Raw genomic sequence first — 22,928 nt, forward strand, 5'->3', positions numbered from 1 at the left:
TCACCGGTGATAGGCCGCGACGGTTTTCAGGCTTGAAAAACCGTAAAGGGCCTCAAAACCCTTCTCGCGGCCATGGCCGGACAGCCCCGTTCCGCCGAAGGGCAGTTCGACACCGCCGCCTGCCCCGTAGTTGTTGAGAAACACCTGCCCCGCCCGCAACGCCCGGGCCATGCGCATCTGCCGCGCGCCGTCGGATGTCCAGACGGAGGCGACCAAACCGTAATCTGTCCCGTTGGCCAGGGCCAGCGCCTCGGCTTCGTCGTCAAAGGGCATCAGAACCTGAACCGGCCCGAATATCTCCTCGCGCGCCAGTCGGTGATCGGCGGGTACGTCGGAAAAGAGCGTGGGGGTCACATAGGCACCGCCCTCCGGCAGGGTTTGGGGCAGGGTCGCGCGCCCGGCGACCTGCAGGTCAGCGCCTTCGGCCAGAAACCCTTCGACCACCGCCTTCTGGCGGGCAGAGATCAGCGGCCCCACATCCGGATCGGTCAGCGCCGGCCCGACCTCAAGCGCCTCGTAGCGGGCCGCCATGGCCTCCAGAACCTGCGGGTACACGCCGCGCTGCACCAGGATCCGCGAGGACGCGGAGCAGGTCTGGCCCGCGTTCTGTATACCCGCATTCACCAGAAACGGCAGTGCGGCGTCGATATCGGCGTCCGCGAACACCACCTGCGGTGACTTGCCGCCCAGCTCCAGCGTCACCGGCACCACGTTGCGCCCGGCGGATTGCTGCACCAGCCGGCCCACGCCAACCGACCCGGTGAAGGAGATATGCTGCACAGCCGGATGGGCGGTCAGCGCCGCGCCCGCCTCGCGGCCCAAGCCCGGCACCACGTTCAGCGCACCGTCAGGAAGACCGGCGCGGCGTGCCAGCTCGGCAAAGGCCAGGGCGGTCAGGCAAGCCTCTTCGGCAGGTTTCAGGACCGCCGCATTGCCCATTGCCAGCGCGGCCCCGACCGAACGCCCGATGATCTGCATGGGATAGTTCCATGGCACGATATGTCCGGTCACCCCGTGGGGTTCGCGCAGCGTGTAGACTGTGTAGCCGTCGAGATAGGGGAGCGTGCTGCCATGCACCTTATCCGCCGCACCCGCGTAGAATTCCATGTATCTTGCCAGCGCGACAACGTCAGCGCGTGCCTGTTTGAGGGGCTTGCCGACATCGCGGGCTTCCAGCTCCGCGAGGGTGTCGATGTTGTCGAGCACGAGCTGACCCGTGCGGTAAAGCACCCTGCCCCGTTCCGCGGCCGTCGCCTGCCCCCAGTCTCCGGTCAGCGCGGCCCGCGCCGCGCCCACGGCACGGTCGATGTCTTCGGCCTGCCCGCGCGCGATGTGGCACAGCACCTCTCCCGTCGACGGGTCGATCAGCGGCAGGGTATCCGGTACCGCACAGGGGTGCCACGCACCCCCCAGAAAACACATCGCAGGGTCGAGATCGAGCGGGCGTAGGGTCATGGCCGGTCCTTTCAGCAACCCCGGGATCAGGACATTTCGCACCCCGTGGGTCAAGTCGCTTTCACGTGGCGCGATGGTCTTCGAATGCGGCATCGAGGCTGAGGCACATGCGCACACTTGCGTGTTCCGATCTGGACCATCGCCGCCACAGGATTTACGAAGCGTGTATGCTCCGGCAACGATTCACAAGTGCTGCCAGCCTGCTGCTGGTCCTCATTGCGACCCTCGCGATGACCACTTCGGCTTTTGGGCATCGGTTTTCCAAGGACGACACCTCCGACGCCTTGCGCGCCTACCTCAGCATGGGCGGCACAGTCGCGGAGCTTTGCGGAGATCCCGATCTCGGGCATCAGACCAGCCAGATCTGCGAAGCCTGCATTATTGCCGCCACGGCGCTTGTGCCCGACCGGATCGTCACGCCTGTCTTCGCGCCTGCGCCATCCGGCGCTGGCCGCTGTTCGCCCGCGACAGCCCTTCCGGAAGCCGGACGCCTTGAATGGTCCCACCCCACGCGGGCGCCACCCGTTTCGTGACGGGATTCACCTTTCACGAAACAGGGCGCCACTTGGCGCGTATCTACGGACTCATACATAATGAAAACTCTCACATTCGCGGCTGTTGCCGCGCTCCTTGCCGGTGCCACATCGGTTCTGGCACATGATTTCAAGGCCGGCGATCTGGTCATTGATCACCCGATGGCCTTCGAGACAGCCAAAACTGCGAAATCCGGCGGCGGTTACCTGACCATCACCAACACCGGCACGTCAGACGACCGGTTGATCGCCGTGCGCGCGGATTTCCCGAAAGTCATGCTGCACACCACCGAAGAAAAAGACGGCGTTGCGCGGATGATGCATGTCGATGGTATTGATGTGCCCGCAGGCGGAACCGTGGCCCTGAAACCGGGCGGCTTACACGTCATGTTCATGGGCCTGAACGGCGACCCCTTCGAGGTCGGTGAAGAAGTACCGGCCACGCTGGTGTTTGAGAAGGCGGGCGAGGTCGAGGTCATATTCAGCATTGAAGAGCGCACCTCTGGCCACAAGAAGAAAGACGACCATTCCGGGCACGCGGTGTCCAACTGAGACCGGGAGGGGCCGCTTGAAGGCCCCTCTTTCCCCCGTCGCACAGGAGCAGACATCTGCCCCTTGGGACATTGTCATCTGCTCGGCACCATGACGCGTATGTGACATCCCCGCGGCCCGAACGCGGCTTCGGGTGCGGTAATTTGCAAAATGTTAATGAACCGGCGCGTACTGTCCTGCGGCACCACCCGGCGTGCATATTTTGTCACGAGTGAGCCATGCTTCAGATATCGGACAGCCTTCAGACGACGCCGACGTACTATGAGCCTGACTGCGTATCGCAAGCGCCTGATCAGCACAGGCTGCGGGTGTTGATCGACGAAATCGCAACGACACGTGGATTGACGATTCAAATGTCTCTCAGGCTGATGATGCTGGCCGCCGGCAACGAGGATGACGACTATCGGCTGGCCCGGGAGGAGTTCTGCGCGCTCGCTGACCAATTCGACAGGAATATCGAGTTGATTTTCGGGCAGGCATCCTTCCCCGATTATCCGGCAGACAGAATAGACTGGATCAGGCGCATCGCATCCGGCACGCCGTCGCGAAAGATCAACATGCTGTCGGTGCAAACCGCGATCGCGGAGCTTCGCAAGCGCATCGGCCATGACACGCCGCTGAGCTATGTACAGGCACGCCAGTTCAACAGCGACAACTGGCCGATCGTGCGCGATGAAATGACGGCGCTGATCTGGGATCTCTGGGCGGATCTGGACAACCGGAAAAACACCGCCGTCGGCAGTGCGAAAAAGCTCAGTGAAACGCTTGTCACAACCCTGAGCGAGATCAAGAAGATCTCGATGACGGTCCGCATGATCGCGCTGAACACCGCCGTTCTGGCCTCAAAAGCAGGCGACAAGGGGGCAGGTTTCAGCGTGATTGCCTCGGAAGTCAAAAAACTCGCAGAAGCGATTCAGTCATCTGCGGACCGCGCGGATAGTGTCGTTTCGGAAATGAAGGACAACGAGGCGTAACTGCCACAGACCCCCTGTCCGGGTTTACGATGGCCGCGGCGGGCACCCGGGCAACGCCGATGCGTTCTCCGCCAGATCGGCAGATGCATATCTGCCCCGGGCCGGATCATTGACACGCTGCTGAGCCGCAAACACACCTCTGCAGGCAGCCGGCCCGCGCGGAAGACGCCAGATCCGGAGTTTCTGCCGGAGCACCCGGTGAAATTCGCATTTCATAAACCTCTGGCGGCTACTTGTGAGGGCGCGTCAAAAAGAGAAATCATCATGGAATTAAATCTCAATTGGACGAAAGATCCGGTTGTTCAGCTTGAGGACGCGATCCTGCCCGTGCTCTGGCTTCCAATTGAATTTGTCCTTGATCATGATCCGTCGGCCAGTCTTGTCGACCTGTCGCCGACCCTGGACCGCGCGGCAGACATATTGCGCAGCTGCGGCACGGAATTCCTCGAAGCGGACGGGGCAGTCGTTGCCAGTGACGGATGCGACACCTGCGAGCAGGCCGCCGATCTGGTGGCGCAAATGCACGACATGCTCAAGAGCTTTGCAGAGCAGACGCCGGATAGGGAAGCGACCCGGGCATTCGTCAAATTCGTACAATCAAAGGTGCGCCCCGCTGTCCTCGCCGCAATCAACGTTTTTCGCGAGACGTTCCTGACAATGGTCCTGTCGCGCCAGCACAAACATGCGAATATGTCGGTGCATTCAATCGCCGAACTCGATGTCATCAGCAAGAAGATCTTCTTCGTGGCCATCAATGCATCGGTGGAAGCCGCACGTGTCGGAGACCACGGCGCAGGGTTTGCCCATATCAGCTCCGAAATCCGCAGCCTGTCGCAAAGCGCACAGGCCATGATTGAAAAGATGCGCACGGAATAGCACCGCCCCTTGCACGCAGCGCAGGCGGAGATGCGGGGGTATGGGTCCGGGAGACAAGGGACACCGGCCCCCTGGTGACGTCGGTTTCTTAGCCGGTGACTGTTTCGTCAACCTCTACGAGTCCACCGATACCGCCAAAGCCTGCAAGCGCTCCGTCACGCATGTCCTCGCGTATGCAGTGCGTCAGAAACCAAGCGCTCTTGTAAGTAATGCCTGAAATGCGGTGAAGCTGGTGACTGCTGATACCCTTCTTGCTGGAAACCATCGGGTGAGTGGCCCGCAGCCCTTTGTGCAGGGGAATGTGGCATTCTTCAAAAATCGTGTTCTCGCGTACAGTGAACTGTTTACGGCACTCGCGGCATTTCCAAAGCCGAGGTGCTCTTTCCCGTCGGGGTTCTTCTCGCTGGGATTGGTGTGAACACCAGTCAAAGCGTAGGCACTGTCCACCACGCCGCAGTGGGGGTCAGACAGGTCCATCAGCCCATAGCATCGCTTCAACCTGCTCAAATGCAGCGGCTTGATCGTACACGTATTTGGCGGACGGAACGGACGGCGCGGATTTCCTTGCCTCTATGAGTTACAAACAGGCCTCCAGCGCGGGCTGGTAAAGTATTCAATCGCCCAAGTGTTGCGCTCTGTTTTGGTATAAAACGCAGGCGTGTTTTCCCGTTGTTTCGCATTTCAACAACATCCGGCTGCGAAGAAGATCTAGCAGTGTTCTGTCAAAGTATTGCCTGGTTTATAGCTCTTTGCGCTACGGTGATCGGTGTTATTGCACTAATCGGAACAATCGGCGGTTCGACAGATCCGATTTGCGAATTGAATGCCAGCGCAAGGTCAAACGGGTTTCCACGGTCTTCTGTTTAGCTTGAAGGACCGGCATTAAAAAACCAAACAGAGTGCGCTGTCTTTGGGCTGTGAAAACCAGATAGTCCGTCTTGAATTCTTAAATGCCGCCATTCAGTTAAGCGGGCGAGCGGCAGCGTTTCCCGCCAGGTGTAAGCACGAGAGCTTGAGATTTGGCACACCCGGCGAACGGCCGGCTTGACGGGCCGCGCCGCAGCGACGATCTGGTAGGGCGAACGGCAGGACCGGACCGACCTGCGAAGGCGACCCTTTGGCCCGGATTTCAATCGCCTCTGAGATAGCCAGTACATCCGCGAGCTCTGCTCGGAGTTACCGACCTGTGCTTCCCATCTTGGTGCACCCAAGCAGAAGCTGGACGACCCGCAAATTGGCCATCTTTTGTAGATCGGGGTCACCCCGGTCCGGCGCATCGAGCGTGTTCTGTTGGCCGTCGCTTCAAGGCCGGTTAACGTCACGCAATCGCAGACGATCCGCGCATACAGTGCGGAGACCCCTATGACATAGGGGGCAGCCCAAAAGGTGCCGCGCACCCGGCAACGCCAACGGCACGACGAAATGTAAGTGCACCCCATCACGCGGGCCTTGCTACAAGTGGTGCCTGGGCAGCCTTGCTATTCACATCGATCCAAACATCGTTGCCCATTTCGCGCCGTTTGCGGCGATTGATCGGGGCTCGGCCAGCGTGCCGCACGGTCTCCACAAAACCAAATAGGAGAGCATGCGGCAGATCTCCGTTTGGCTGAAGGTGCCGCCCTGTCCAGAGCGTGAGGGCAGGAAACACGGCATGGCGATAGATCCTGACAATGCCCGGATGCGCCGGGGCAAAGCGTCCATTGCGCGCGCCGCCGACCATATCGGCAGCGCCAGCATGTTGAGCGACAGGATGGAACAGCCCACCGGAAACCCGCGCTATGCGATCCGCGCGGTGAGGTGCGGTTTTATCGCCGGGCGCACCGGGATCGAATGTGACAGAAAGACTGCGGCGAGGACGACGGCGAAACCTGTCCATGTCATGGCTGTGCCTCTGGCTTGGGACGCACCAAGGCCGGTCCGTAGGCCACAAGAAATCCGGCGAATGCCGCCAGCCAAAGGACACCAGCGACGTAACTCATCCCCAGCCAGACCGATGTGAACAGCCGCGCAAAGGCCGCGCCGAACAGGTAAAGGTAGATGGCCATTGTTGCCCGATCCGCCGTCAGCTCGCGCCCCGTATGCCCAAGTGTGGCCCGGGTCATCACGGCGAGGGTCATGGCACCAACGGCACCGGTCATCCACAGATGTTGCGCGCCAGCGGTACCAGGGTTCCCCATCACTTGATCGAGGCCAAGCGCGACAGCACCCAACGGAATAAACGCATAGGCGGCGTGCAGAACCCAGACCAGCGGCTCCGCCAGCGTTTGGTGGGCCTGCCAGCGCAGTTGCCGCGCGAATTGCAACACGCCCATCGCAATCAGCGCCATGCCGGTCAGTTGCGTAAACGGTTGCACGATCCAGAGCATCAGAACGGGAATGCTGAACAGAAGCACGAGTTTATCGAAGCGCTGCATCGGCGGGGCGGGACGCGCGGGGTTGTCTGACCGCGCCAGCCAGTTGTGGGTGAAGGACGGAATGATCCGTCCACCTATCACCGCGATCATCATAATCGCGGTGGCAACGCCCAGCCGCAGCCCGACACCTTGCGCCGCGTAGTCACCCTTCAGCGCTTCAAAATGAAACAGCGCATTGGCCATCGTGAACACGGCCAGCAGCGCCAGAACGATCAGGTTGCGCCAGTTCTTTCCGGCCACAATCTCGCGCAGGATCATCGCGCCCAGGACCATGGGGAAGGCAAGATCGAGAGCGGGTGCCAGAGCCGCGGGAAAGGTCGCCGAAAAAAGAACGGCGCCCCGCCCCACGAGCCAAAGTGCAAACAGCGCGGCCAACCGCCAGCCGACCATCGGCAAGCGCCCGGTCCAGTTGGGCACGGCTGTCAGCAGGAATCCCGCCAGAACCGCGCCAAGATAGCCGAACAGGAATTCATGCGCGTGCCACGATCCGCGGTCAAACCGCGTCGGCAGGTTGATCACATCGGCCAGCGTCGCCATCCACAAAAGCATTGCCAGCACCGCCCAGCCCGCACCGAACAGGAAAAAGGGCCGGAACCCGAGACTGAACAGGGCCGGTCCCTTCCATGCACGCGTTTGCTCTGCCGACGGGAGTGCCATCACCTGTCTCCGGTGGTCACGCGAACCGTGCTGAGCACCTCGCCATCCCCGGTGCAGGTCAGTCGCACGCGTTTGCCGTTGTAACGGAACGTCAGCCTCATCCTGCCCGCATCCTCGTCCACGCCGGTTTCAAAGCGTGACGTGATCGCACTGCTGCGCATTCCGGCCTGCACGCGGTCGGGCGGGAGGTCGAGCAACGCGCCAAGATCATGCGCATCGACGGTGGGCGTTCCGTTTTCAGTCGTGACTTTCATGATCTGTCCCTCCGTCTGCGGACTCCATCAGGTGGCGGATGTGTCGTGCAAAACACCATGTCGCAGGTACGCCGATCATGCAGCCCAGAACAATCGACAGGCTGGTCGACAGGACCGGCCCGCCGACCCAGCTCAGGATCAGCGAGGCGAAAAAGACGTTCACCGCAGCAGCGCCCGCTCCGAAAGGGTAAAGGGTCAGCGTGATACGCCCCGTGGACCACCCCTTGCGGGTCATCTGCGTGACACCAGCCAATGCACGGCAATCATGCTGAACAACAGCGTAAGGCTGGCCAGCGCATACCAGAATTCGGCCGTGGCCGATTGTGCCTGCGGGATCGGACGGTCATAGGCGTTGGCAATTGCAGGCGATGCCGCCAAGGCGACCAAGAGGGGGATGAGAAAACGCATGTCAGGTCTCCTGTGTCAGGGTGCGATAGATATCGGGAAGCGCCCGCAAGAGGCGTTCGGGATTTGGCAGGAGCGTGAAACCACCACGCCCGAAGATGCGGGCAAACCAGTCCTGCCCGTCTTCGTCGATGACGATGCCATGCAGGCTCTGGCCTGCGGTGCGCGCCTCCCGGACGGCCATATGGCTGTCTTCGATCCCATGCTGGCCCTCGTAGTGGTCCAGATCGTTCGGTTTGCCATCGGTCAGCACGATCATCAGCTTTCGCGCGCTTGGTTCTTCAGCCAGCTGCGCGCTGACGTGGCGGATGGCGGCGCCAAGTCGGGTGTAGTGACCGGGCTTTAGCGCGCCGATATTGCCGGTGATCGTGGGTGACATCGGGTCGTCGAAGCCTTTGCACCGGGTCAGGAACACGCGATCCCGGCGCAGGGACGAAAACCCCCAGATCGCCAGCCGGTCGCCTGCCGCGTCGATGCCGCCGGCCAGTGCGGCCATCGTCTCGCGCGCAACCTCGATCACCGATGTATCGCCGATGGCCGCCTCGGTCGATCGGGACGTGTCGATGAGAAATGCCACCGAGACATCGCGTTCGGTCTGGCAGGCGGATTGCCAGATGCGGTCGCTGCCACGCCCGGTGGCCAGCAGGTCGGCACGCGCGGTGAGCACCGCGTCAAGGTCCAGCTCCGTCCCGTCGACCTGGCGCGGTTGCAGGACGCGACGGGGGCGCAGCGCCTCGAACTGGCGGCGCACCTCACGCATCCGGCGTTCGTTCGGTACAAAAGGCGTCGCTTCAGGCGCGGCAGGGGCATCGAGCACGCGGCAATGCGCATCCATGTAGCTGCGCGCGCGGTGGTTCCATTCGGGATAGGTGAATTTCCCGGCCAGTGCTTCATGGTCGGCATCGGCAGGCGACAGGTCGAGATGCAGGCGCAGGCGCGTGGCAACCTTGCGATCCTGTTTTGACAGGGTGATCCGGTCCTGATCATCCGCCGCCTTTTGCGCGTTCTCGTCATCATCGTCATCAATGCTGCGGTTGATATTCATCGACTCGACCCAGGACAGAATCGATTCAAAGCGGTGGATGATGAAACTGTCCTTGCGATTGTGCTGATCCTGATCTTTGCGCTCTCCCAGCTTGCGGTTGGAATGGGCCGCCTCGGGCGGCGGCGCCGGAGCGTCGGTATCGTCACTGTCGGAGGCGGCCTCACCCGATCCGGGTGGGGCAAAGCGCAGCCAGATCGGCACAGGGGCGAAGGGCATGCAGCCGCGCACAGGAAGGGCTTCCATGTCGGGCTTGGGCATTTCACCGCCAAGCCAGTCGCGGATCGCGCGTTCGAAGGCGGCTTCTTGTGCCGGGCGCATCACCTCGGGCCGTGTGGCCAGGCACAAGGCGGCCATCTTGGCGTAATCTTCGCGCAGGCCGGGACAGGCGCGACGCGCCGCATCGGCAGCCGCGGCATTGGCACGGATTTGCATGCAATCGAACAGCGGGCCAGTGGCCTTGAGGTCCAAATCAGCAACCTCCGACACAGCAGCCAAAGCAGCCAGCCAGAAGTAAGCGGCCCTGTTCAGCTTCGCCTCGGGAAAGGTGGCGATGACCGGCGGCAAGGCCAGCCGCTCACCATCAAAGCGTGCAACCCATTCGTGGTCGCGCTCGGCCCCCAGCTTGCGGCGCAGGGGGCGGCGGTGCTGCGCCAGGGTGGCGGGCGCTTCGGCCAGTTCCACCCCGGCAGGCCCGCCAAGTGCACGAAACAGCACCGCGAGGCTGGGCCGGACCGAGACAAGCGCAATTGCCGCGTCGGGATAGGTGATTGTCTCCCCGATCCCGCTGGCGACGTCGTGCCAGAGGTTTCCAACAGTTTCCTCGGGTTCCATCAGATCGAGAAGGTGCATCGTTCTTATCCGTAGACCGTTGAGACAAGGTCGCGCAGCGCCTGCTTCACATCCGCCTCATCGCTGAGCGGCTCGATGACCGCCGCCTCCAGCGCCTGAACGACGCCCATGCCACCGGCCATGAGCGTGGCCGCATAGATCAGCAGGCGGGTCGAGACACCTTCTTCAAGGTCCATACCGGACAGATTTCGGATGTGCCCTGCCAGCCGCACCAGCGGTGCGACGCGGCCAACGTCCAGTCGGCTTTCGCAGGCGACTACTGCGATCTCGGTTTCCGGGTCCGGGAAGTCGAACGAGATCGACAGGAATCGTTGCCGGGTCGAGGGCTTCAGCCGTTTCAGCACGTTCTGATAGCCGGGGTTATACGACGCCACGAGCATGAAGCCAGAAGGCGCGGCGAGTTCCTCGCCCGTCCGGTCAATCATCAATGTGCGCCGCGTGTCGGTCAGCGGGTGCAGCACCACGGTCACGTCCTTACGCGCTTCGACCACCTCGTCGAGATAACAAATACCGCCCGTCCGCACCGCGCGGGTGAGCGGGCCATCGACCCAGACGGTCTCTCCGCCCTTGAGCAGGTAACGCCCGATCAGATCCGCCGCTGACAGATCGTCATGGCAGGCCACGGTGTAGAGCGGCTTGTCAAGCTGTGCCGCCATGTGCTCGACAAACCGGGTTTTGCCGCAGCCGGTCGGCCCCTTCAGAAGAAGGGGCAAACCGTTGTCATGGGCCGTCTCGAACAGGTCGCATTCGCGCCCGGCAGGCTGGTAGAACGGCAGGGTGGGTGCGGTTGCGATGTTCATGTCTTACTCTCCCGGAACAGGGGTTGCAGGGCCGGGGGTGATGACCTCGTCCTTCCGCACAACCAGCATGGCGTAGAGGAACAGCAATGCGCCAAGGACAACCGCCACCCCGGCGCCAAAGCGCATCAGGTAGAAGATCGACAGGCTGTCCTGCACCTCCATGTAATAGTCCCCGATCACCCGCTGCATGTGCGTCTGGATGGTGCCTGCAAAGGTCAGAACGAAGGTCATGAAGGCCATGCCACCGGTCATCAGCCAGAAGGACGCCATGTTCAGCACCTGGTTATAGGGTGCGCGTTCGCGCAGCATCGGCATCGCATAGCTGAACATCGCAAGGTTCAGCGCTACATAGGCGCCGTAGAAAGCCAGGTGCCCGTGCGCTGCGGTGATCTGCGTACCGTGGCTGTAGAAGTTGACCCCGTGCAGCGTGTGCAGGAAACCCCAGACGCCCGCACCAAAGAAGGCGACGGTCGAAGACCCCAGCGACCACAGAAGCGCGGCCTTGTTGGGATGGTTCTTGCGCCCCTTCCAGACCATGACGAAGGCAAAGGACATCATCAGGAAGAACGGGATGACCTCGAAAGTTGAGAAGACCGACCCGACCCACTGCCAGTAACCGGGCAGGCCGATCCAGTAGAAGTGGTGGCCGGTGCCAAGGATACCGCTGAACAAGGCGGTCGCGACGATGACATAGAGCCACTTTTCCACCACCTCGCGGTCCACGCCCGTAAGCTTGAGCAGCAGGAACGCGAGGATCGCGGCCATGACCAATTCCCATGTGGCTTCGACCCACAGGTGCACGACGAACCACCAGTACATCTTGTCGAGGCTGAGGTTATCGGGGTTGATGAAGGCAAAGACCCACAGCAACGACAGCAGCCACAGGCCCATCAACAGCACCCCCGTGATCGCGGTTTTCTTGCCCGCCAGAACCGTCATCGAGATATTGAGCAGGAAGATCAGCGCGGCCACGAGGATGCCGAACTTGACCCAAAGCGGTTGTTCAAGGAACTCGCGGCCCCCGTGGATTCCCACAAGGTAGGAGCCCACGGCCCCAAGCGTTCCCACCAGCAGGATGATCAATTGGAGATAGGCGAGCCTGGGCGACCAGATCTCGCGCTCCGATTCCTCGGGAATGAGGAAATAGGCCGCACCGAAAAAACCCAGCAGCAACCAGACGATCAGCGCATTGGTGTGGATCATGCGAATTACGTTGAACGGCAGGATTTCCGACAGAAAATTGGGCGAGACATAGATCCACCCGGCGACAAGGCCACCCAGCACCTGAACTCCGAACAGCGCCATCGCCGCGAGAAAGTACCAGTAGGCCACTCTTTGTGATTGATATTTCATGATGTTCTCCTTTCTCGCGGCTCAGCCCGCGTCGTTGGGCGGCCAGCCCTGCGTGTCGGTCTGATCGGCCCAACGCAGAAATTCCGCAAGGCCGCGGATATCTTCGTCGGTCATGTCATAGGCGGGCATTTGCCTGCGGCCTTCGATGCCGCTGGGCTGACTTTCGATCCAGGCTTTAAGCGTTTCAAACGCGTCTTCCGGACTGTCCTGCACGCCCCAGCGCGTCATTACGTTGCCGACTTCCGGGGCGAAATACGCGCCTTCGCCGTGCAGGCTGTGGCAATTGATGCAGGAGTTGCGCTCCCACACATGTTTGCCATGGATCACCGCTTCGCTCAGCGGCATGCCCGCGGTCGAGACGTTCACAACGTATCTGTGGGAGTGGACGGTCATCACGACAAAGACCACGACAAAGAAGATCGAGCCTCCGTAGAAGATGTTTCGCGCCCGCGATTTTGTGAGAAATTCCGCCATCCGTCGGCCTCCTTGAAATTCGGGATGACCGATTGATAGCTGCCTGTGCGTCGCCGGAGTTTGCGCTGCAACAACGTTCCGGCGGATTTGCATCCTAGTCTGGTCCTACAAGGAGAACGCCATGGCGCGCCCGAGACTGGATGATCCAGACCTGCCACTTTCTGATTTGATGACCCATTGGCCGGAAACCATCGCGGTGTTCAATCGCCACAAAATGCTGTGCGTCGGTTGCCTGATCGGCCCGTTTCACACGATCGTGGATTGCTGCCGGGAATATGACCTGGACGAGACGGCATTCATTGCCGAACTGATGCGCGCGGCCGGAGTGGCCTAGGCCCTCATCCCTGGCTAAGAACCACCAACGCATGCGGATCCAGTACCGTGATCCGTTTGCGTTTGCTCTGGACCAACCCCTGTTTCTCCCAGCCGCTCAGCAACCGGCTGACCGTGTGCAACGTGGTGGCCGTCAGTTCCGACAAATCCTGCCGGGTGATCGGGAAGTCAATCTCGATCCCGTCTTCGACCTTGCGACCCGTCTGATTGATCAGCCGGAGTACGGCATTTGCGACACGTTGCTCGACCTGCAGGGTGGCCATCTCGACGATGCGGTTGTTCAACTCACCCAGCCGCTTGCCGACGGTCTTATACGTCTCGGTGGAAAAACCGTCATACTCGGACACGAAGCGCCCCCACAGTCGCGTGGGCCAGCTCAGCACAACAGAATCTGTGGCCGTCATCGCGGTGGCGGGGTACGTGTCCTTGCCAATCGCCTTTGCGATACCAAGCAGCTGGCCCGCCGGGATATGGAGCGCGGTCACCTGCTCGCCGGTCGGCGTGATACGCACCACGCGGACATAGCCATCAAGCAGCATGAAGAAGCGCTCGGCCACGGCTCCTTCGTCAAAGATCGCTACCCCCACATCATACCTGCGCGACGTCGCCTGATCGAGGATCGCACGGATCTCGCGCCGTTCCAGACGGGAGAACGGCGGCAGATGTTTCAGCAGGCTTTCATCCAGGCGCGGCAGGGTTTTGCGGGACGGCAATTCGTTCATGCAAACGTTGTGTCACATATCCAGTGCGCAACGCTACCGAATTGCACCGCCCCCCCCCACACGCAACTTTCAAAATCTTTGTCCCAGCGCAAACTCCGGCTTCCGCAAGTCGGTATTCTTCGGATCGACAAAAATGCTGATCTGAAAGGAAGCACCAATGATCCGCGCACTTGCAACAAGCCTCTCGCTGGCCGCCCTGATGTCCGGTACCGCCTTCGCCGAGACGTTCGAAGTTCAGATGCTCAACAAGGGCTCTGATGGCGAACGCATGGTTTTCGAACCGGCGTTCATTCAGGCCGCACCCGGCGATACGATCAAGTTCATCGCCGCTGACAAGGGTCACAACGCCGAAGTCAACAAGGGGATGCTGCCCGAGGGAGCAGACACTTTCAAAGGCAAGATCAACGAAGAGATCGAGATCACTTTGATCGAAGAAGGCCTCTATGGCGTGATCTGCAAACCGCATTACGCCATGGGGATGGTGATGACCATTGCCGTCGGCGACGCAGAGGTGCCCGACGACTTCTTTAAAGGACGTGTGTCGCCCAAGGCCAAGAAACGCTTTGAGGCACAGCTCGGCAATCTTTGACTGAATTTCAATGGCTGACAGGCGGATTGCCCGCAGCCAAAGCCAATCCCCAGAGGAGGGAACCATGACCAAACTGATCAATCCTGGCCTGATGAAAACCAGCCGGCGCAACGTGTTACGTGGCAGCATGCTTGCCGGAGCTGCCGCAATGACCGGCGCCGCCGCGATGTCGGCTCCACGCAGTCCGAAAATGCATGGCATCAACGCGACGTCGTCCAGGCTCTACAGGGCGGCCGACCCGCAGTCTGCGGACAGCAATGCGAAACCGGCGGACCTCAGCGGTTACACCCGTGTCAAGCAGGAGCTCGTCGCACCCCCTTTTGCGCCCGCACACGAACAGGTCGCGACCGGCGGCCCTAAGATCGTCGAAATTACCATGGAGACCGAAGAACGCCTGATGGTCGTCGATGAGGACAACGGCGCAAGCGTCTGGGCGCTGACGTACAACGGCTCGGTCCCGGGGCCGCTCATCATCGTGCATGAGGGCGACATGGTCGAACTGACCCTTCGCAACCCCACCAGTTCCATGATGGAGCACAACATCGATTTCCACGCATCAACAGGTGCGCTTGGTGGCGGTGGCCTGACCCACGTCTATCCCGGTGAGGAATGCGTGCTGCGCTGGAAAGCGACCAAGCCCGGTTGCTTTACCTACCACTGCGCGCCCGGTGGCGACATGATCCCCTATCACGTCACCCACGGGATGAACGGCGCCATCATGGTGCTGCCGCGCGACGGGCTGAAGGACAAGGATGGCAATCCGCTGCGCTATGACCGCATCGCTTACTTCGGTGAGCAGGATTACTACCTGCCCAAAGACGAAAACGGCGACTACAAGACTTACGAAGCGGCGGGCGACGATTATGCCGACAGTCTCGAAGCGATGCGTGGTCTGATCCCGACCCATTCGGTCTTTAACGGTGCCGTTGGTGCGCTGACCGGCGAGGGCGCGATCAAGGCCAATGTGGGCGAGACCGTGCTGATGGTGCACAACCAGGCCAACAGGGACTCGCGTCCGCACCTGATCGGTGGGCACGGCAACTATGTCTGGGAATCATCCTTCACCGACGCGCCATTGCAAGACATGGAGACATGGTTTGTCCGCGGCGGCAGCGCGGTGGCCGCGATGTATACCTTCGAACAGCCGGGGGTCTACGCCTATGTGAACCACAACCTGATCGAAGGTGTGATGCTTGGTGCCACAGCGCATGTTGTTGTCGAAGGACAATGGGACAACGCCTTGATGGAGCAGGTCGTCGCGCCCCGCTCCTTCGAAGCCTGAGAACGGAGGACAGACCAATGACCGCCGCCGCACCCCGATCCCTGTTCAACAGATCGTCCCTTCGACTTTTTGTTCTGGGTCTGGCAGCGGCGGGCACGCTCGGGGTCGCGCTGATACAGCGCGGCCCCGATCCTGCTTTCCTGCCCGAAATGGCGGCAAAGCCGGTCATGATGCCGGACGGCCGCGCGCTCTATGCCCAACGGCATGAAGTCACGATCACCGAATGGAACAGATGTGCAATGGACGGCGCCTGCGACCTGACGCTGCGCGCGCGGCCCGATCAGGACCCGGGCAAAACACCCGCCACCGGGCTCAGCTATGTCGATGTCCAGCAATACGTGCGCTGGATCAGCAAGAAGACCCGAAACGACTTCCGCCTGCCAACGGCGTCTGAATGGGATGCGATGGCAGCATCGGTCCTGCCGGAGGCATCGGACCCGCTCTTCACCGATCCGTCGCTGACCTGGGCGTCCAGCTACCTGATCGAAGGTCTGACGCCCCGTGCGCTGAAGCCCCAGGGCAGTTTTTCGACCTCACCCGAGGGGATTGCGGACCTGAATGGAAGTGTCTGGGAATGGACGATGGAATGCTACAACGGCACTTCAGGCGGCGCAGCAACTGACCGCTGCCCGGCCTTTTTCGTGGGCGGAGAGCATCTGGCTGCAATGTCTTTCCTTGTGCGCGATCCGGCCCGTGGTGGCTGCGCGGTTGGAATGCCCCCGGCACATCTTGGAATGCGCCTGGTAAGTGACAAGGCGATCTAAGTATCGCAGTCTCCGCGGATTTTGAAGCTGCGGCAGGTGCAAACATCGACATCCTCGCTCCTGAGCATCACAATCTGTGTGACCAAACGTCGTATGCGCCCGCAGTTTCGGTCCGCAAATCAGCCAGTTGTGCGGTTGCAGCGATTGTCTGGTCTGGCGAAGCTGCACCGCAGCTTCAGATGCAATTGTCAACGGCGGCTTCTTTAATTGGGCCTTCGGGTCAAGCTCGCTTTCCCCCTTTCATGGGTCACGTCACTCATCCGGGTCACGCTCCTCTTAGCAGTCTGAGTGGTGCCACGGGGGGCCCACCGGTGCACGCATGGCCCGGATCGGCAGTGGAGAGCCTCGTTTGGGACGCGCTGCCCATTGCGCAGCAGTCAAACTCGGTTTCATCCACAGACCTCGTCCGGCGAGGACGATCCCGTTCAGGTTGGGTGGAGGGCGCTTAAGATCATACCGTACCCTCCACCATCACCGGGCGGAACTCGGTGCCATCTGTCCACATGCGGTGGAGAAGAATGGCCAGTTTGCGCGCGACAGCGACGACAGCGCGACGTTGCCCCTTGGTACGCATCAGACGCATCCCCCAGGATTTGATCTGCGATCCAGATCGGGGAACTGCCGGAAAATCTCAAGACGGCCATCCAACAGCGGCAACATGGCGTGCGCCAAGACCCCGTCGGCTTCGATGAAGGGGCGCACCAGGTCGTCGAAACTGCCATGCTGGACCATCTGGGACAGGCGCAGTCCAAATATCTTCAAGAGGCCGCGAACCTCCTTCGCCAGATCGATTGTCCTGTAGAGCAAGGCTTTTCGGCAACTCAGCTGGGCGCGAGTTCCATGCGCTTCCCGGCTCTTCATGTGAACCGGACTGAACCAGCCAGTTCTCAGAAAATGAGCGATGCCGCGGGCGTCGTTCTTATCCGTCCTGTTCTGCATTGCCGACAAAGCGGCACTGACCTGGCGCGCTTCCATGCAGACGACATCAAAGCCATTGTTCTTAAGCCCGTAGAACAAATGCTGGCTCATTGTGCCAGCCTCAAATCCGATCCTTGAAATCGGATGCGCGAAGCTCTCCAAACACTGGACGATCTCATCAACCTCACAGGCCATTTCACGCTCAACGGCAACGCCACCCCTCGCATCCACAATACACAGCGCATGATCGGAGGGATACATCCAGTCCGGCAAAGTACGCCATCATCATTCTGCCTTGTTCACAGACATCCTGTGATCCTATCGGGAGCCCGGCCTAACATCAGGGCCAGCCCAATTGCGCATGCTTTGGGCCGCAGTATGTGATGATGACGGGCAGCAAAAGATGGATGCTGCCCAGCGGAGAACAGCGGCATTGAACCCATTTCGTTGAAAAACTCCTGCTTGATCGGCAGGCAAACGGCTCATTCAATTCCCTTTAGGAGCAGGAGGATGCGCCACGAGGGGACCAAGGCAGGAAGCTCCAGCGCGGCCGTTCTATGAGTTCTCGCTGGAAGATCATGTCCCGCAAGATCACTTGCTACGGTTGATTGATCGGTTCCTTGATCTCTGCAACATCCGTGTTCATATGTCGGATTTTTTAGCCATAAGGGACGCCCGTCGGTCGACCCCGAACTTTTGAACTGTTTCCTCGCAAGCCCTTGGGATGTCTACGAAAAAGGCAATCTGTTGGCGAAGAAAACAGTGCTAAGAAATGTATTCAGCACGCCACTGGCGACCGGCAGGAAAGAAGGGTTCCGAACGCCGCAAGTCTCTGTAATATTTGGATTTTTAGATGCCGGTATAGAGAAATGTGAAATGGTGCGGATGAGAAGACTCGAACTTCCACGGGTGTTACCCCACAGCGACCTCAACGCTGCGCGTCTACCATTCCGCCACATCCGCACGCTTGAGAAGGTCCAGCGTCTTTAGCCTGCTCCGGGCGTCTTGTGAAGAGCCATTTTCATCAAAATACCCCGGCAGTTGGTTCTGCCGGGGTACCGTGTTGGGTCAGGATATCGCCGGTTGGTGGCGCAGGCTTATTCTGTCACTGAAAACACCGGCAGAACGCCGGCCTGCGCCGGTGTGTTGCCCGCCAGCTGAACCGATGCCTTGCGCAGGATGTCGGTGCGCTCGGGCTGGCCGGGCACGAACACCGCATCCGCCCCGGCGTCTGCGGCTGCCAGCGCGGCCTCATACCACGGGCCGGCAGCACCCACGTTCTTCTGAGTGCCGAAACCAAGCGCCAGATGGTGCCCCATCAACTCGCCATAAACCGCTTCCCCCAGGGCATACAGGATCAGCGCGGACCCAAGCGCGACATTCATGTCATCCGTACGGTACCCGACACCAAGGCATATTTTGGCTGTGCCGCCAAGCTGCTGGGCGGAGGCGCCGGTTGTCGCGACGAACCCGGACACTTCCTGCGCCACGACATCACGCGGTTTGAGCGGCAAACCCTCCACATAGGGTTTCACCACCGGGCTGAAGCCTTCGCATTGGGATGCGATCTGCTGCGGGGTCAGACCATTGACCTGGCTGATCAACTCCTCGCTGCGTGCAATCGCATAGGTGCGCGCGAGGCAGAACTGCTCGTTCAGCGCCGCCGTCGGGTCGGTCATAGAGGCCGCGGTTGTATACCCGTTGGTGCTGGTAAGCAGGGAAACGGTGTTGCAATGCGAGGCCAGCGACGCTTCAGGCGCCCCGCCTTCAAAGAAATTCGGCAGAGCCGCGGGTGCGGTGGGCTGTGTCGATGCCGTCACCGTGGGCACCGGTGTCACGGCCTGCGGTTGCGGTGCGGCGGCAACCACCGACGCTTGCGGAGCCACAGCCACGACAGGGGCATTCGGGGTCGCAATCGCAGGGGCCGAGTGCCCGGCCAGTTCCGCCCTGTAGGTTTTCAGCAAACCGCGCGGACCCTCGGGATTGGCCGCGATCAGCTGCGTTGTCTGATAGCCGCCCGCCTGCGCGCGATTATACGAGGTGACCAGAAGATCCTGCTCAAACGCACTGAGCTGCCCGGTTGCGGGGTAGCCCATGTAGGCCTGATAGGATGCGATGGCATTGCGCGACTGCCGCCCCAACTGCCCATCGACCGAGCCCGCGTTGAAACCGAAATAGTTCAGCGATGACTGGATCTGGCGCCCTTCCTGTGTCGAGGGGATGCCAGAGCGATAGGTGCGCGTTGTGGTCCTTTTCTTCTGGTTGTTCTTGGTCACAGCATGACCCACGACCCCGCCGATCAACGCCCCCGCAATAAAGTCGCCGGCATCGGCGGCAACACGTGCGGCAGGCATCACAGCCACGGAAGCAGCCAGGGCTGCGGCGGTCAATCGTTTGGTAAACATGACAAAATCTCCAATGTAAGCAACATATGCGGCAACGCTATCACAGGTTGCGATTCGACCGAAGTCAATGGTGCGCGAGGTTTTGCCTGTTTTGCCCTTGTTTTTTGCCGACACAGGCTCGATTTTCAGGGGAGTCCCATATCCGGAAACGCCGATGTCCCAAACTCCCGATCAGCCCGACAGCCTGCAGATTGACATCGTCTCCGACGTGATGTGCCCGTGGTGCATCGTCGGTTTCAGGCAGCTCGAAGAGGCCCTGGCGACAACGGGTACCCAGGCCGCCCTGCGGTGGCATCCTTTCGAGCTCAATCCCAACATGCCTGCGGGTGGCCAGAACCTCGCCGAGCATATGGCCGAGAAATATGGCGCGTCTCCCGCACAAAGCCTTGAGAACCGCAAGAGCTTGCAAAAACTGGGCGCGGATCTGGGCTTCGCGTTCAATTTCACCGATCACAGCCGGATCCTGAACACGTTTCTGGCGCATCAATTGCTCGACTGGGCAGCGACGCAGGACAAGCAGCACGCGCTGAAAATGGCGCTGTTCACCGCCTATTTTACGGATGGGCTGGATGTCTCAGACCTCGGCGTGCTGGTGCAGATTGCCAGCACGGTCGGTCTGAACGCGCGCGCCGCAGAGGACGCGCTGCAATCCGGTGCCCAAGCGCAGCCGGTGCGCGAGAAACAGTCCTTCTGGACGTCGCGCGGGATATCCGGCGTTCCTTCGATGATTTTCGGTGGCAAATACCTGCTGACCGGGGCGCAGGGCACGCAAACATATACGGATGTTCTGCGCCAACTGCATGACGAAACCCGGGCCGCGTGATGGAACCGCCGCGGGCAGATCGAGGATGTTCCTGAATGGTCGAGTGGATCGCTGCCGAAGGCCTGACCGATTACCGCACCGCCGAAAGCTGGATGGAGGCGCGCGCCGAGGCGATCGCATCGGGGCAGGCCGGTGAATGCATCTGGCTGGTGGAACATCCGCCGCTCTACTCCGCCGGGACCAGCGCAAAGCCCCCGGACCTTGTCGATCCCGATCGCTTCCCCGTCTATCCCACGCATCGCGGCGGGCAATATACATATCATGGCCCCGGCCAGCGGGTTGTCTACGTGTTGCTCGATGTCGGCCGGCGCGGCCGTGACGTGCGCAGGTTTGTCGAGCAACTGGAAACCTGGGTGATCGCAACCTTGGCGCAGTTCAACGTCACGGGCGTGATCCGCGCGGGGCGTGTGGGTGTCTGGGTCGAAAGGCCCGACAAGCCGCCCCTGCCGGACGGGACGCCGGCGGAAGACAAGATCGCCGCAATCGGGATACGCCTGCGCAAATGGATCAGCTTTCACGGGCTCGCCATCAACGTGGAGCCGGACCTGTCGCATTTTTCCGGCATCGTGCCCTGCGGGATCGCGGATCACGGCGTCACCAGCCTTGTGGATCTTGGCCTTCCGGTGAGCCTTTCCGACGTGGATGTCGCCCTGCGCCAGACCTTCGACAGCGTGTTTCAGGCGCCAGCGGTGCAGACCGCTCCCTCCTATGACGACATGACGTCCTGATATTCCGCGACGAAACTCTCGAAATCCTCGGGGGTGGCCGGTTTGCACATGAACCGGTGCACGTTGCGATCCTTTTCGGCGCGTTCGTGATCGGCGCGCAGGACCGATGTGGAGAGCATGATAATGATGGTTTTGGGCGACTGGATATGCGCCGGCAGCGCCGCGTAATGTTCCAGGAATTCAAAGCCGCCCATGCGCGGCATGTTGATGTCCAGCAAGATCAGCTCCGGCAGGGTTTCGCCCCGCGCAGCTGTCTCCTTGAGGTAATCCAGCGCCGCCACACCGTCGGTCGCCACGTCGATCCGGTCGACCAGCCCGGTCCGTTTGATCATGCGGCCGTGCATCAGGTTGGTGACCTTGTCGTCATCGACAAGGAGAACGCGTTTCAGGGAAGGTGCGTCGGAAGTCATGCTGCTTGAGGCCCGTTCTGAAGGCAGATCGTGAACCGGCTGCCCTCGCCGATCGTGCTGCTGACATCGATTTTGCCGCCCACCCGCTCCAGTGTCTTGCGGATCGCGTAGAGCGATACGCCGGTACCCTCCGGCTCGATATGGGCGCGTTGGAACAGGCCGAAGACCTTGGATTCATCCGTGGGCAGATCAAGCCCCGTGCCATTGTCGCTGATCTCGATTTCCACATGTCCCTCTTTCTGGCAGGATGTCACCGAGATCCGGGGGCGTTGCTTTGGCTTTTGATACTTGATGGCATTGCCGATAACGGATTGAAGGATATTCTCCATCTCCCGGTCGACGAACCAGACGGTCTTGGCCTTGATATCCGTGGCGATCAGCGCGCGTGCCTTGCTGATCTGGTAGTGCAGGTTGACCAGCGCACCTTCGATGGCAGCTTCCAGATCGACCTCTTCAAAACTATCCAGCGCGCTGGAATGCGCCTGCGCCACGCAGATCAGCGCATCGAGCTTGTCACTGGCCTGATGGCATACGTCCCGCATCCACCCCAGGGTTTCGACATGTTCGGGCGGGAGCAGCGCCTCCGCGTCGCTCAGCATATGCGTCAGGCTGCTCAGGTTGTTGATCGGTCCGCGCAGATCGTGGGTGGCGATATAGGTGAGGTCTTTCAGATCCCGATTGACTTCCTGCAACTCCGCCGAGCGTTTGGCCACGCACACGCCAAGCTCCGAGTTCAGCACCTCAAGGTCGGCAGTGCGCGCTTTCACCCGTTCCTCAAGATTCCTGTTGACCTCCCGCAGCGCCAGTTCCGCTTCTTTCACCGCGGTGATGTCCGTTGCCACGCCGACATGGCGCAGAACCGTGCCATCCTCGGCCCTCTCGAAAACCGAGTCGACGCTGCGCAGCCAACGCAGGCCGCCATCCTTGGCCCGCACCCGGTATTCGAAGTGCGTTTCCCCCCCGTCGGGAAGGCTGCGCATGCTGTCGAGATGTCTGCCCAGACGGGGAAGGTCATCGGGGTGGACCAGCGTCTGGAACAAGTTGTCTCCCATTTGAAGCATTTCACCCGGGGAATAGCCCAGAATATCGCCGATCGCGCGGTTGGAATACTCGTTCGAATTCTTCTCATGGTTGAAAATGTAAAGGATTCCCGGCACCAAGTCGGCCATCCTGCGCCAGAAGGCGACGGCATCCGCATCCATACAAGATGTATTGTTATCAGCATGTTGTGCTGGCACCACCTGCATTTTTCCTGTTCTCCTAGCTGACACACTGCCCGCCAAAGTGACCCCCTGCGAATGAAGATCGCGCAG

The 22,928-nt window shown here is 60.9% G+C and carries 26 protein-coding genes, 1 tRNA gene and 2 pseudogenes; 11 read left to right on the forward strand and 18 right to left on the reverse strand.

Annotated elements, in window-relative coordinates; genetic code table 11:
• Nucleotides 1–1,455 carry an aldehyde dehydrogenase family protein gene (locus KX928_RS21980; RefSeq protein ID WP_219507058.1) on the reverse strand — a complete coding sequence of 485 codons (1,455 nt, stop codon included), beginning with the start codon at nt 1,453–1,455 and terminating at the stop codon, nt 1–3.
• A gap of 107 nt (nt 1,456–1,562) precedes the next feature.
• Between KX928_RS21980 and KX928_RS21985 the strand changes: the two genes are divergently transcribed.
• The 4 genes from KX928_RS21985 (at nt 1,563) to KX928_RS24265 (ending at nt 4,390) form a co-directional block, all read left to right on the forward strand.
• The gene (locus KX928_RS21985; protein WP_219507060.1) at nt 1,563–1,988 is read left to right on the forward strand and encodes a hypothetical protein; all 426 of its coding nucleotides are present in this window, start codon (nt 1,563–1,565) and stop codon (nt 1,986–1,988) included.
• Between the two features lie 60 nt (nt 1,989–2,048).
• Complete coding sequence (locus KX928_RS21990; protein WP_219507062.1) at nt 2,049–2,540, forward strand: copper chaperone PCu(A)C; 492 nt, start codon at nt 2,049–2,051, stop codon at nt 2,538–2,540.
• A 218-nt stretch (nt 2,541–2,758) separates the two neighbouring features.
• On the forward strand, nt 2,759–3,514 hold the full coding sequence (locus KX928_RS21995; protein ID WP_219507064.1) for a methyl-accepting chemotaxis protein: 756 nt from the start codon (nt 2,759–2,761) through the stop codon (nt 3,512–3,514).
• A gap of 264 nt (nt 3,515–3,778) precedes the next feature.
• On the forward strand, nt 3,779–4,390 hold the full coding sequence (locus KX928_RS24265) for a methyl-accepting chemotaxis protein (protein ID WP_219507067.1): 612 nt from the start codon (nt 3,779–3,781) through the stop codon (nt 4,388–4,390).
• 91 nt (nt 4,391–4,481) lie between these two features.
• On the opposite strand, the pseudogene KX928_RS24175 reads toward KX928_RS24265, so the two are convergent.
• From KX928_RS24175 to KX928_RS22045, 10 genes and pseudogenes are all read right to left on the reverse strand, one after another.
• Nucleotides 4,482–4,964: pseudogene (locus KX928_RS24175) on the reverse strand (transposase); the annotation flags it as partial.
• 864 nt (nt 4,965–5,828) lie between these two features.
• A complete protein-coding gene (locus KX928_RS24345) occupies nt 5,829–6,266 on the reverse strand; it encodes an NnrU family protein (protein ID WP_373274817.1) in 438 nt (145 codons plus the stop codon).
• A 1-nt stretch (nt 6,267) separates the two neighbouring features.
• Entirely contained in the window at nt 6,268–7,461 is a 1,194-nt protein-coding gene (locus tag KX928_RS22010) for an NnrS family protein (protein ID WP_219507073.1), read from the reverse strand.
• Entirely contained in the window at nt 7,461–7,715 is a 255-nt protein-coding gene (locus KX928_RS22015) for a DUF6522 family protein (protein ID WP_219507077.1), read from the reverse strand. Before KX928_RS22015 ends, KX928_RS22010 begins: the two co-directional genes overlap by 1 nt.
• Nucleotides 7,699–7,950, reverse strand: coding sequence for an NnrT protein (locus tag KX928_RS22020; RefSeq protein ID WP_219507079.1), 252 nt, complete (start codon nt 7,948–7,950; stop codon nt 7,699–7,701). Before KX928_RS22020 ends, KX928_RS22015 begins: the two co-directional genes overlap by 17 nt.
• Complete coding sequence (locus KX928_RS22025; RefSeq protein WP_219507082.1) at nt 7,947–8,123, reverse strand: protein NnrT; 177 nt, start codon at nt 8,121–8,123, stop codon at nt 7,947–7,949. Before KX928_RS22025 ends, KX928_RS22020 begins: the two co-directional genes overlap by 4 nt.
• Nucleotide 8,124: 1 nt before the next feature.
• Complete coding sequence (locus KX928_RS22030; protein WP_219507084.1) at nt 8,125–10,014, reverse strand: nitric oxide reductase activation protein NorD; 1,890 nt, start codon at nt 10,012–10,014, stop codon at nt 8,125–8,127.
• A 5-nt stretch (nt 10,015–10,019) separates the two neighbouring features.
• On the reverse strand, nt 10,020–10,814 hold the full coding sequence (locus KX928_RS22035) for a CbbQ/NirQ/NorQ/GpvN family protein (protein ID WP_219507087.1): 795 nt from the start codon (nt 10,812–10,814) through the stop codon (nt 10,020–10,022).
• A 3-nt stretch (nt 10,815–10,817) separates the two neighbouring features.
• Nucleotides 10,818–12,167 (reverse strand): cbb3-type cytochrome c oxidase subunit I, encoded by a 1,350-nt coding sequence (locus KX928_RS22040; RefSeq protein WP_219507089.1) that lies wholly within the window; start codon nt 12,165–12,167, stop codon nt 10,818–10,820.
• 21 nt (nt 12,168–12,188) lie between these two features.
• Nucleotides 12,189–12,641, reverse strand: a complete 453-nt coding sequence (locus tag KX928_RS22045; RefSeq protein ID WP_219507092.1) for a c-type cytochrome — start codon at nt 12,639–12,641, stop codon at nt 12,189–12,191.
• Between the two features lie 121 nt (nt 12,642–12,762).
• Between KX928_RS22045 and KX928_RS22050 the strand changes: the two genes are divergently transcribed.
• Entirely contained in the window at nt 12,763–12,975 is a 213-nt protein-coding gene (locus tag KX928_RS22050; protein WP_219507096.1) for a hypothetical protein, read from the forward strand.
• Nucleotides 12,976–12,979: 4 nt separating this feature from the next.
• On the opposite strand, the gene KX928_RS22055 is transcribed toward KX928_RS22050, so the two are convergent.
• On the reverse strand, nt 12,980–13,696 hold the full coding sequence (locus KX928_RS22055) for a Crp/Fnr family transcriptional regulator (protein ID WP_219507100.1): 717 nt from the start codon (nt 13,694–13,696) through the stop codon (nt 12,980–12,982).
• 157 nt (nt 13,697–13,853) lie between these two features.
• On the opposite strand from KX928_RS22055, the gene KX928_RS22060 reads away from it, so the two are divergent.
• From KX928_RS22060 to KX928_RS22070, 3 genes are all read left to right on the forward strand, one after another.
• Nucleotides 13,854–14,285 carry a pseudoazurin gene (locus tag KX928_RS22060; RefSeq protein WP_219507102.1) on the forward strand — a complete coding sequence of 144 codons (432 nt, stop codon included), beginning with the start codon at nt 13,854–13,856 and terminating at the stop codon, nt 14,283–14,285.
• Between the two features lie 64 nt (nt 14,286–14,349).
• Nucleotides 14,350–15,567, forward strand: a complete 1,218-nt coding sequence (gene nirK / locus KX928_RS22065; RefSeq protein ID WP_219507103.1) for a copper-containing nitrite reductase — start codon at nt 14,350–14,352, stop codon at nt 15,565–15,567.
• A gap of 17 nt (nt 15,568–15,584) precedes the next feature.
• Complete coding sequence (locus KX928_RS22070; protein WP_219507104.1) at nt 15,585–16,331, forward strand: formylglycine-generating enzyme family protein; 747 nt, start codon at nt 15,585–15,587, stop codon at nt 16,329–16,331.
• A gap of 451 nt (nt 16,332–16,782) precedes the next feature.
• On the opposite strand, the gene KX928_RS24180 is transcribed toward KX928_RS22070, so the two are convergent.
• On the reverse strand, nt 16,783–16,905 hold the full coding sequence (locus KX928_RS24180) for a hypothetical protein (protein WP_257884028.1): 123 nt from the start codon (nt 16,903–16,905) through the stop codon (nt 16,783–16,785).
• A complete protein-coding gene (locus KX928_RS22075) occupies nt 16,905–17,522 on the reverse strand; it encodes an IS110 family transposase (RefSeq protein WP_257884029.1) in 618 nt (205 codons plus the stop codon). The genes KX928_RS24180 and KX928_RS22075 overlap by 1 nt, the downstream gene beginning before the upstream one ends.
• 295 nt (nt 17,523–17,817) lie before the next feature.
• Here KX928_RS22075 and KX928_RS24375 point away from each other — a divergent pair.
• Nucleotides 17,818–17,948 (forward strand): annotated as a pseudogene (locus KX928_RS24375) (transposase); the annotation flags it as partial.
• Nucleotides 17,949–18,126: 178 nt separating this feature from the next.
• On the opposite strand, the gene KX928_RS22085 reads toward KX928_RS24375, so the two are convergent.
• Nucleotides 18,127–18,212, reverse strand: a tRNA-Leu gene (locus KX928_RS22085).
• A gap of 134 nt (nt 18,213–18,346) precedes the next feature.
• Entirely contained in the window at nt 18,347–19,654 is a 1,308-nt protein-coding gene (locus KX928_RS22090) for a peptidoglycan-binding domain-containing protein (RefSeq protein ID WP_219507105.1), read from the reverse strand.
• Nucleotides 19,655–19,808: 154 nt separating this feature from the next.
• Here KX928_RS22090 and KX928_RS22095 point away from each other — a divergent pair, with 154 nt between their 5' ends.
• Complete coding sequence (locus KX928_RS22095; protein WP_219507107.1) at nt 19,809–20,477, forward strand: DsbA family oxidoreductase; 669 nt, start codon at nt 19,809–19,811, stop codon at nt 20,475–20,477.
• 35 nt (nt 20,478–20,512) lie between these two features.
• Nucleotides 20,513–21,205, forward strand: a complete 693-nt coding sequence (lipB, locus tag KX928_RS22100; protein ID WP_219507109.1) for a lipoyl(octanoyl) transferase LipB — start codon at nt 20,513–20,515, stop codon at nt 21,203–21,205.
• Here the strand turns inward: lipB and KX928_RS22105 are convergent.
• Together KX928_RS22105 and KX928_RS22110 are read right to left on the reverse strand one after the other, a co-directional pair.
• Nucleotides 21,184–21,615: a response regulator gene (locus KX928_RS22105; RefSeq protein ID WP_219507112.1), complete on the reverse strand. Its 432-nt coding sequence runs from the start codon at nt 21,613–21,615 to the stop codon at nt 21,184–21,186. The genes lipB and KX928_RS22105 overlap by 22 nt on opposite strands.
• A complete protein-coding gene (locus tag KX928_RS22110; RefSeq protein WP_219507115.1) occupies nt 21,612–22,862 on the reverse strand; it encodes a sensor histidine kinase in 1,251 nt (416 codons plus the stop codon). The genes KX928_RS22105 and KX928_RS22110 overlap by 4 nt, the downstream gene beginning before the upstream one ends.
• Between the last annotated feature and the right edge of the window lie 66 nt (nt 22,863–22,928).

It is taken from the genome of Roseobacter insulae (assembly GCF_019375555.1).
GTDB lineage: Bacteria > Pseudomonadota > Alphaproteobacteria > Rhodobacterales > Rhodobacteraceae > Roseobacter > Roseobacter insulae.

Bases quoted from the DNA above. Each gene is read 5' to 3' on its own strand.
- KX928_RS22035 (WP_219507087.1), bottom strand. From the start codon at position 10,814: ATGAACATCGCAACCGCACCCACCCTGCCGTTCTACCAGCCTGCCGGG.
- KX928_RS22095 (WP_219507107.1), top strand. From the start codon at position 19,809: ATGTCCCAAACTCCCGATCAGCCCGACAGCCTGCAGATTGACATCGTC.
- KX928_RS21985 (WP_219507060.1), top strand. From the start codon at position 1,563: ATGCGCACACTTGCGTGTTCCGATCTGGACCATCGCCGCCACAGGATT.
- KX928_RS22040 (WP_219507089.1), bottom strand. From the start codon at position 12,167: ATGAAATATCAATCACAAAGAGTGGCCTACTGGTACTTTCTCGCGGCG.
- KX928_RS22030 (WP_219507084.1), bottom strand. From the start codon at position 10,014: ATGCACCTTCTCGATCTGATGGAACCCGAGGAAACTGTTGGAAACCTC.
- KX928_RS22090 (WP_219507105.1), bottom strand. From the start codon at position 19,654: ATGTTTACCAAACGATTGACCGCCGCAGCCCTGGCTGCTTCCGTGGCT.
- KX928_RS22060 (WP_219507102.1), top strand. From the start codon at position 13,854: ATGATCCGCGCACTTGCAACAAGCCTCTCGCTGGCCGCCCTGATGTCC.
- KX928_RS24265 (WP_219507067.1), top strand. From the start codon at position 3,779: ATGGAATTAAATCTCAATTGGACGAAAGATCCGGTTGTTCAGCTTGAG.
- KX928_RS22010 (WP_219507073.1), bottom strand. From the start codon at position 7,461: ATGGCACTCCCGTCGGCAGAGCAAACGCGTGCATGGAAGGGACCGGCC.
- KX928_RS24180 (WP_257884028.1), bottom strand. From the start codon at position 16,905: ATGCGTACCAAGGGGCAACGTCGCGCTGTCGTCGCTGTCGCGCGCAAA.
- KX928_RS22050 (WP_219507096.1), top strand. From the start codon at position 12,763: ATGGCGCGCCCGAGACTGGATGATCCAGACCTGCCACTTTCTGATTTG.
- KX928_RS22105 (WP_219507112.1), bottom strand. From the start codon at position 21,615: ATGACTTCCGACGCACCTTCCCTGAAACGCGTTCTCCTTGTCGATGAC.
- KX928_RS22070 (WP_219507104.1), top strand. From the start codon at position 15,585: ATGACCGCCGCCGCACCCCGATCCCTGTTCAACAGATCGTCCCTTCGA.
- nirK (WP_219507103.1), top strand. From the start codon at position 14,350: ATGACCAAACTGATCAATCCTGGCCTGATGAAAACCAGCCGGCGCAAC.
- KX928_RS22015 (WP_219507077.1), bottom strand. From the start codon at position 7,715: ATGAAAGTCACGACTGAAAACGGAACGCCCACCGTCGATGCGCATGAT.
- KX928_RS24345 (WP_373274817.1), bottom strand. From the start codon at position 6,266: ATGGACAGGTTTCGCCGTCGTCCTCGCCGCAGTCTTTCTGTCACATTC.
- KX928_RS21995 (WP_219507064.1), top strand. From the start codon at position 2,759: ATGCTTCAGATATCGGACAGCCTTCAGACGACGCCGACGTACTATGAG.
- KX928_RS21980 (WP_219507058.1), bottom strand. From the start codon at position 1,455: ATGACCCTACGCCCGCTCGATCTCGACCCTGCGATGTGTTTTCTGGGG.
- KX928_RS22020 (WP_219507079.1), bottom strand. From the start codon at position 7,950: ATGACCCGCAAGGGGTGGTCCACGGGGCGTATCACGCTGACCCTTTAC.
- KX928_RS21990 (WP_219507062.1), top strand. From the start codon at position 2,049: ATGAAAACTCTCACATTCGCGGCTGTTGCCGCGCTCCTTGCCGGTGCC.
- KX928_RS22055 (WP_219507100.1), bottom strand. From the start codon at position 13,696: ATGAACGAATTGCCGTCCCGCAAAACCCTGCCGCGCCTGGATGAAAGC.
- KX928_RS22045 (WP_219507092.1), bottom strand. From the start codon at position 12,641: ATGGCGGAATTTCTCACAAAATCGCGGGCGCGAAACATCTTCTACGGA.
- KX928_RS22110 (WP_219507115.1), bottom strand. From the start codon at position 22,862: ATGCAGGTGGTGCCAGCACAACATGCTGATAACAATACATCTTGTATG.
- lipB (WP_219507109.1), top strand. From the start codon at position 20,513: ATGGTCGAGTGGATCGCTGCCGAAGGCCTGACCGATTACCGCACCGCC.
- KX928_RS22025 (WP_219507082.1), bottom strand. From the start codon at position 8,123: ATGCGTTTTCTCATCCCCCTCTTGGTCGCCTTGGCGGCATCGCCTGCA.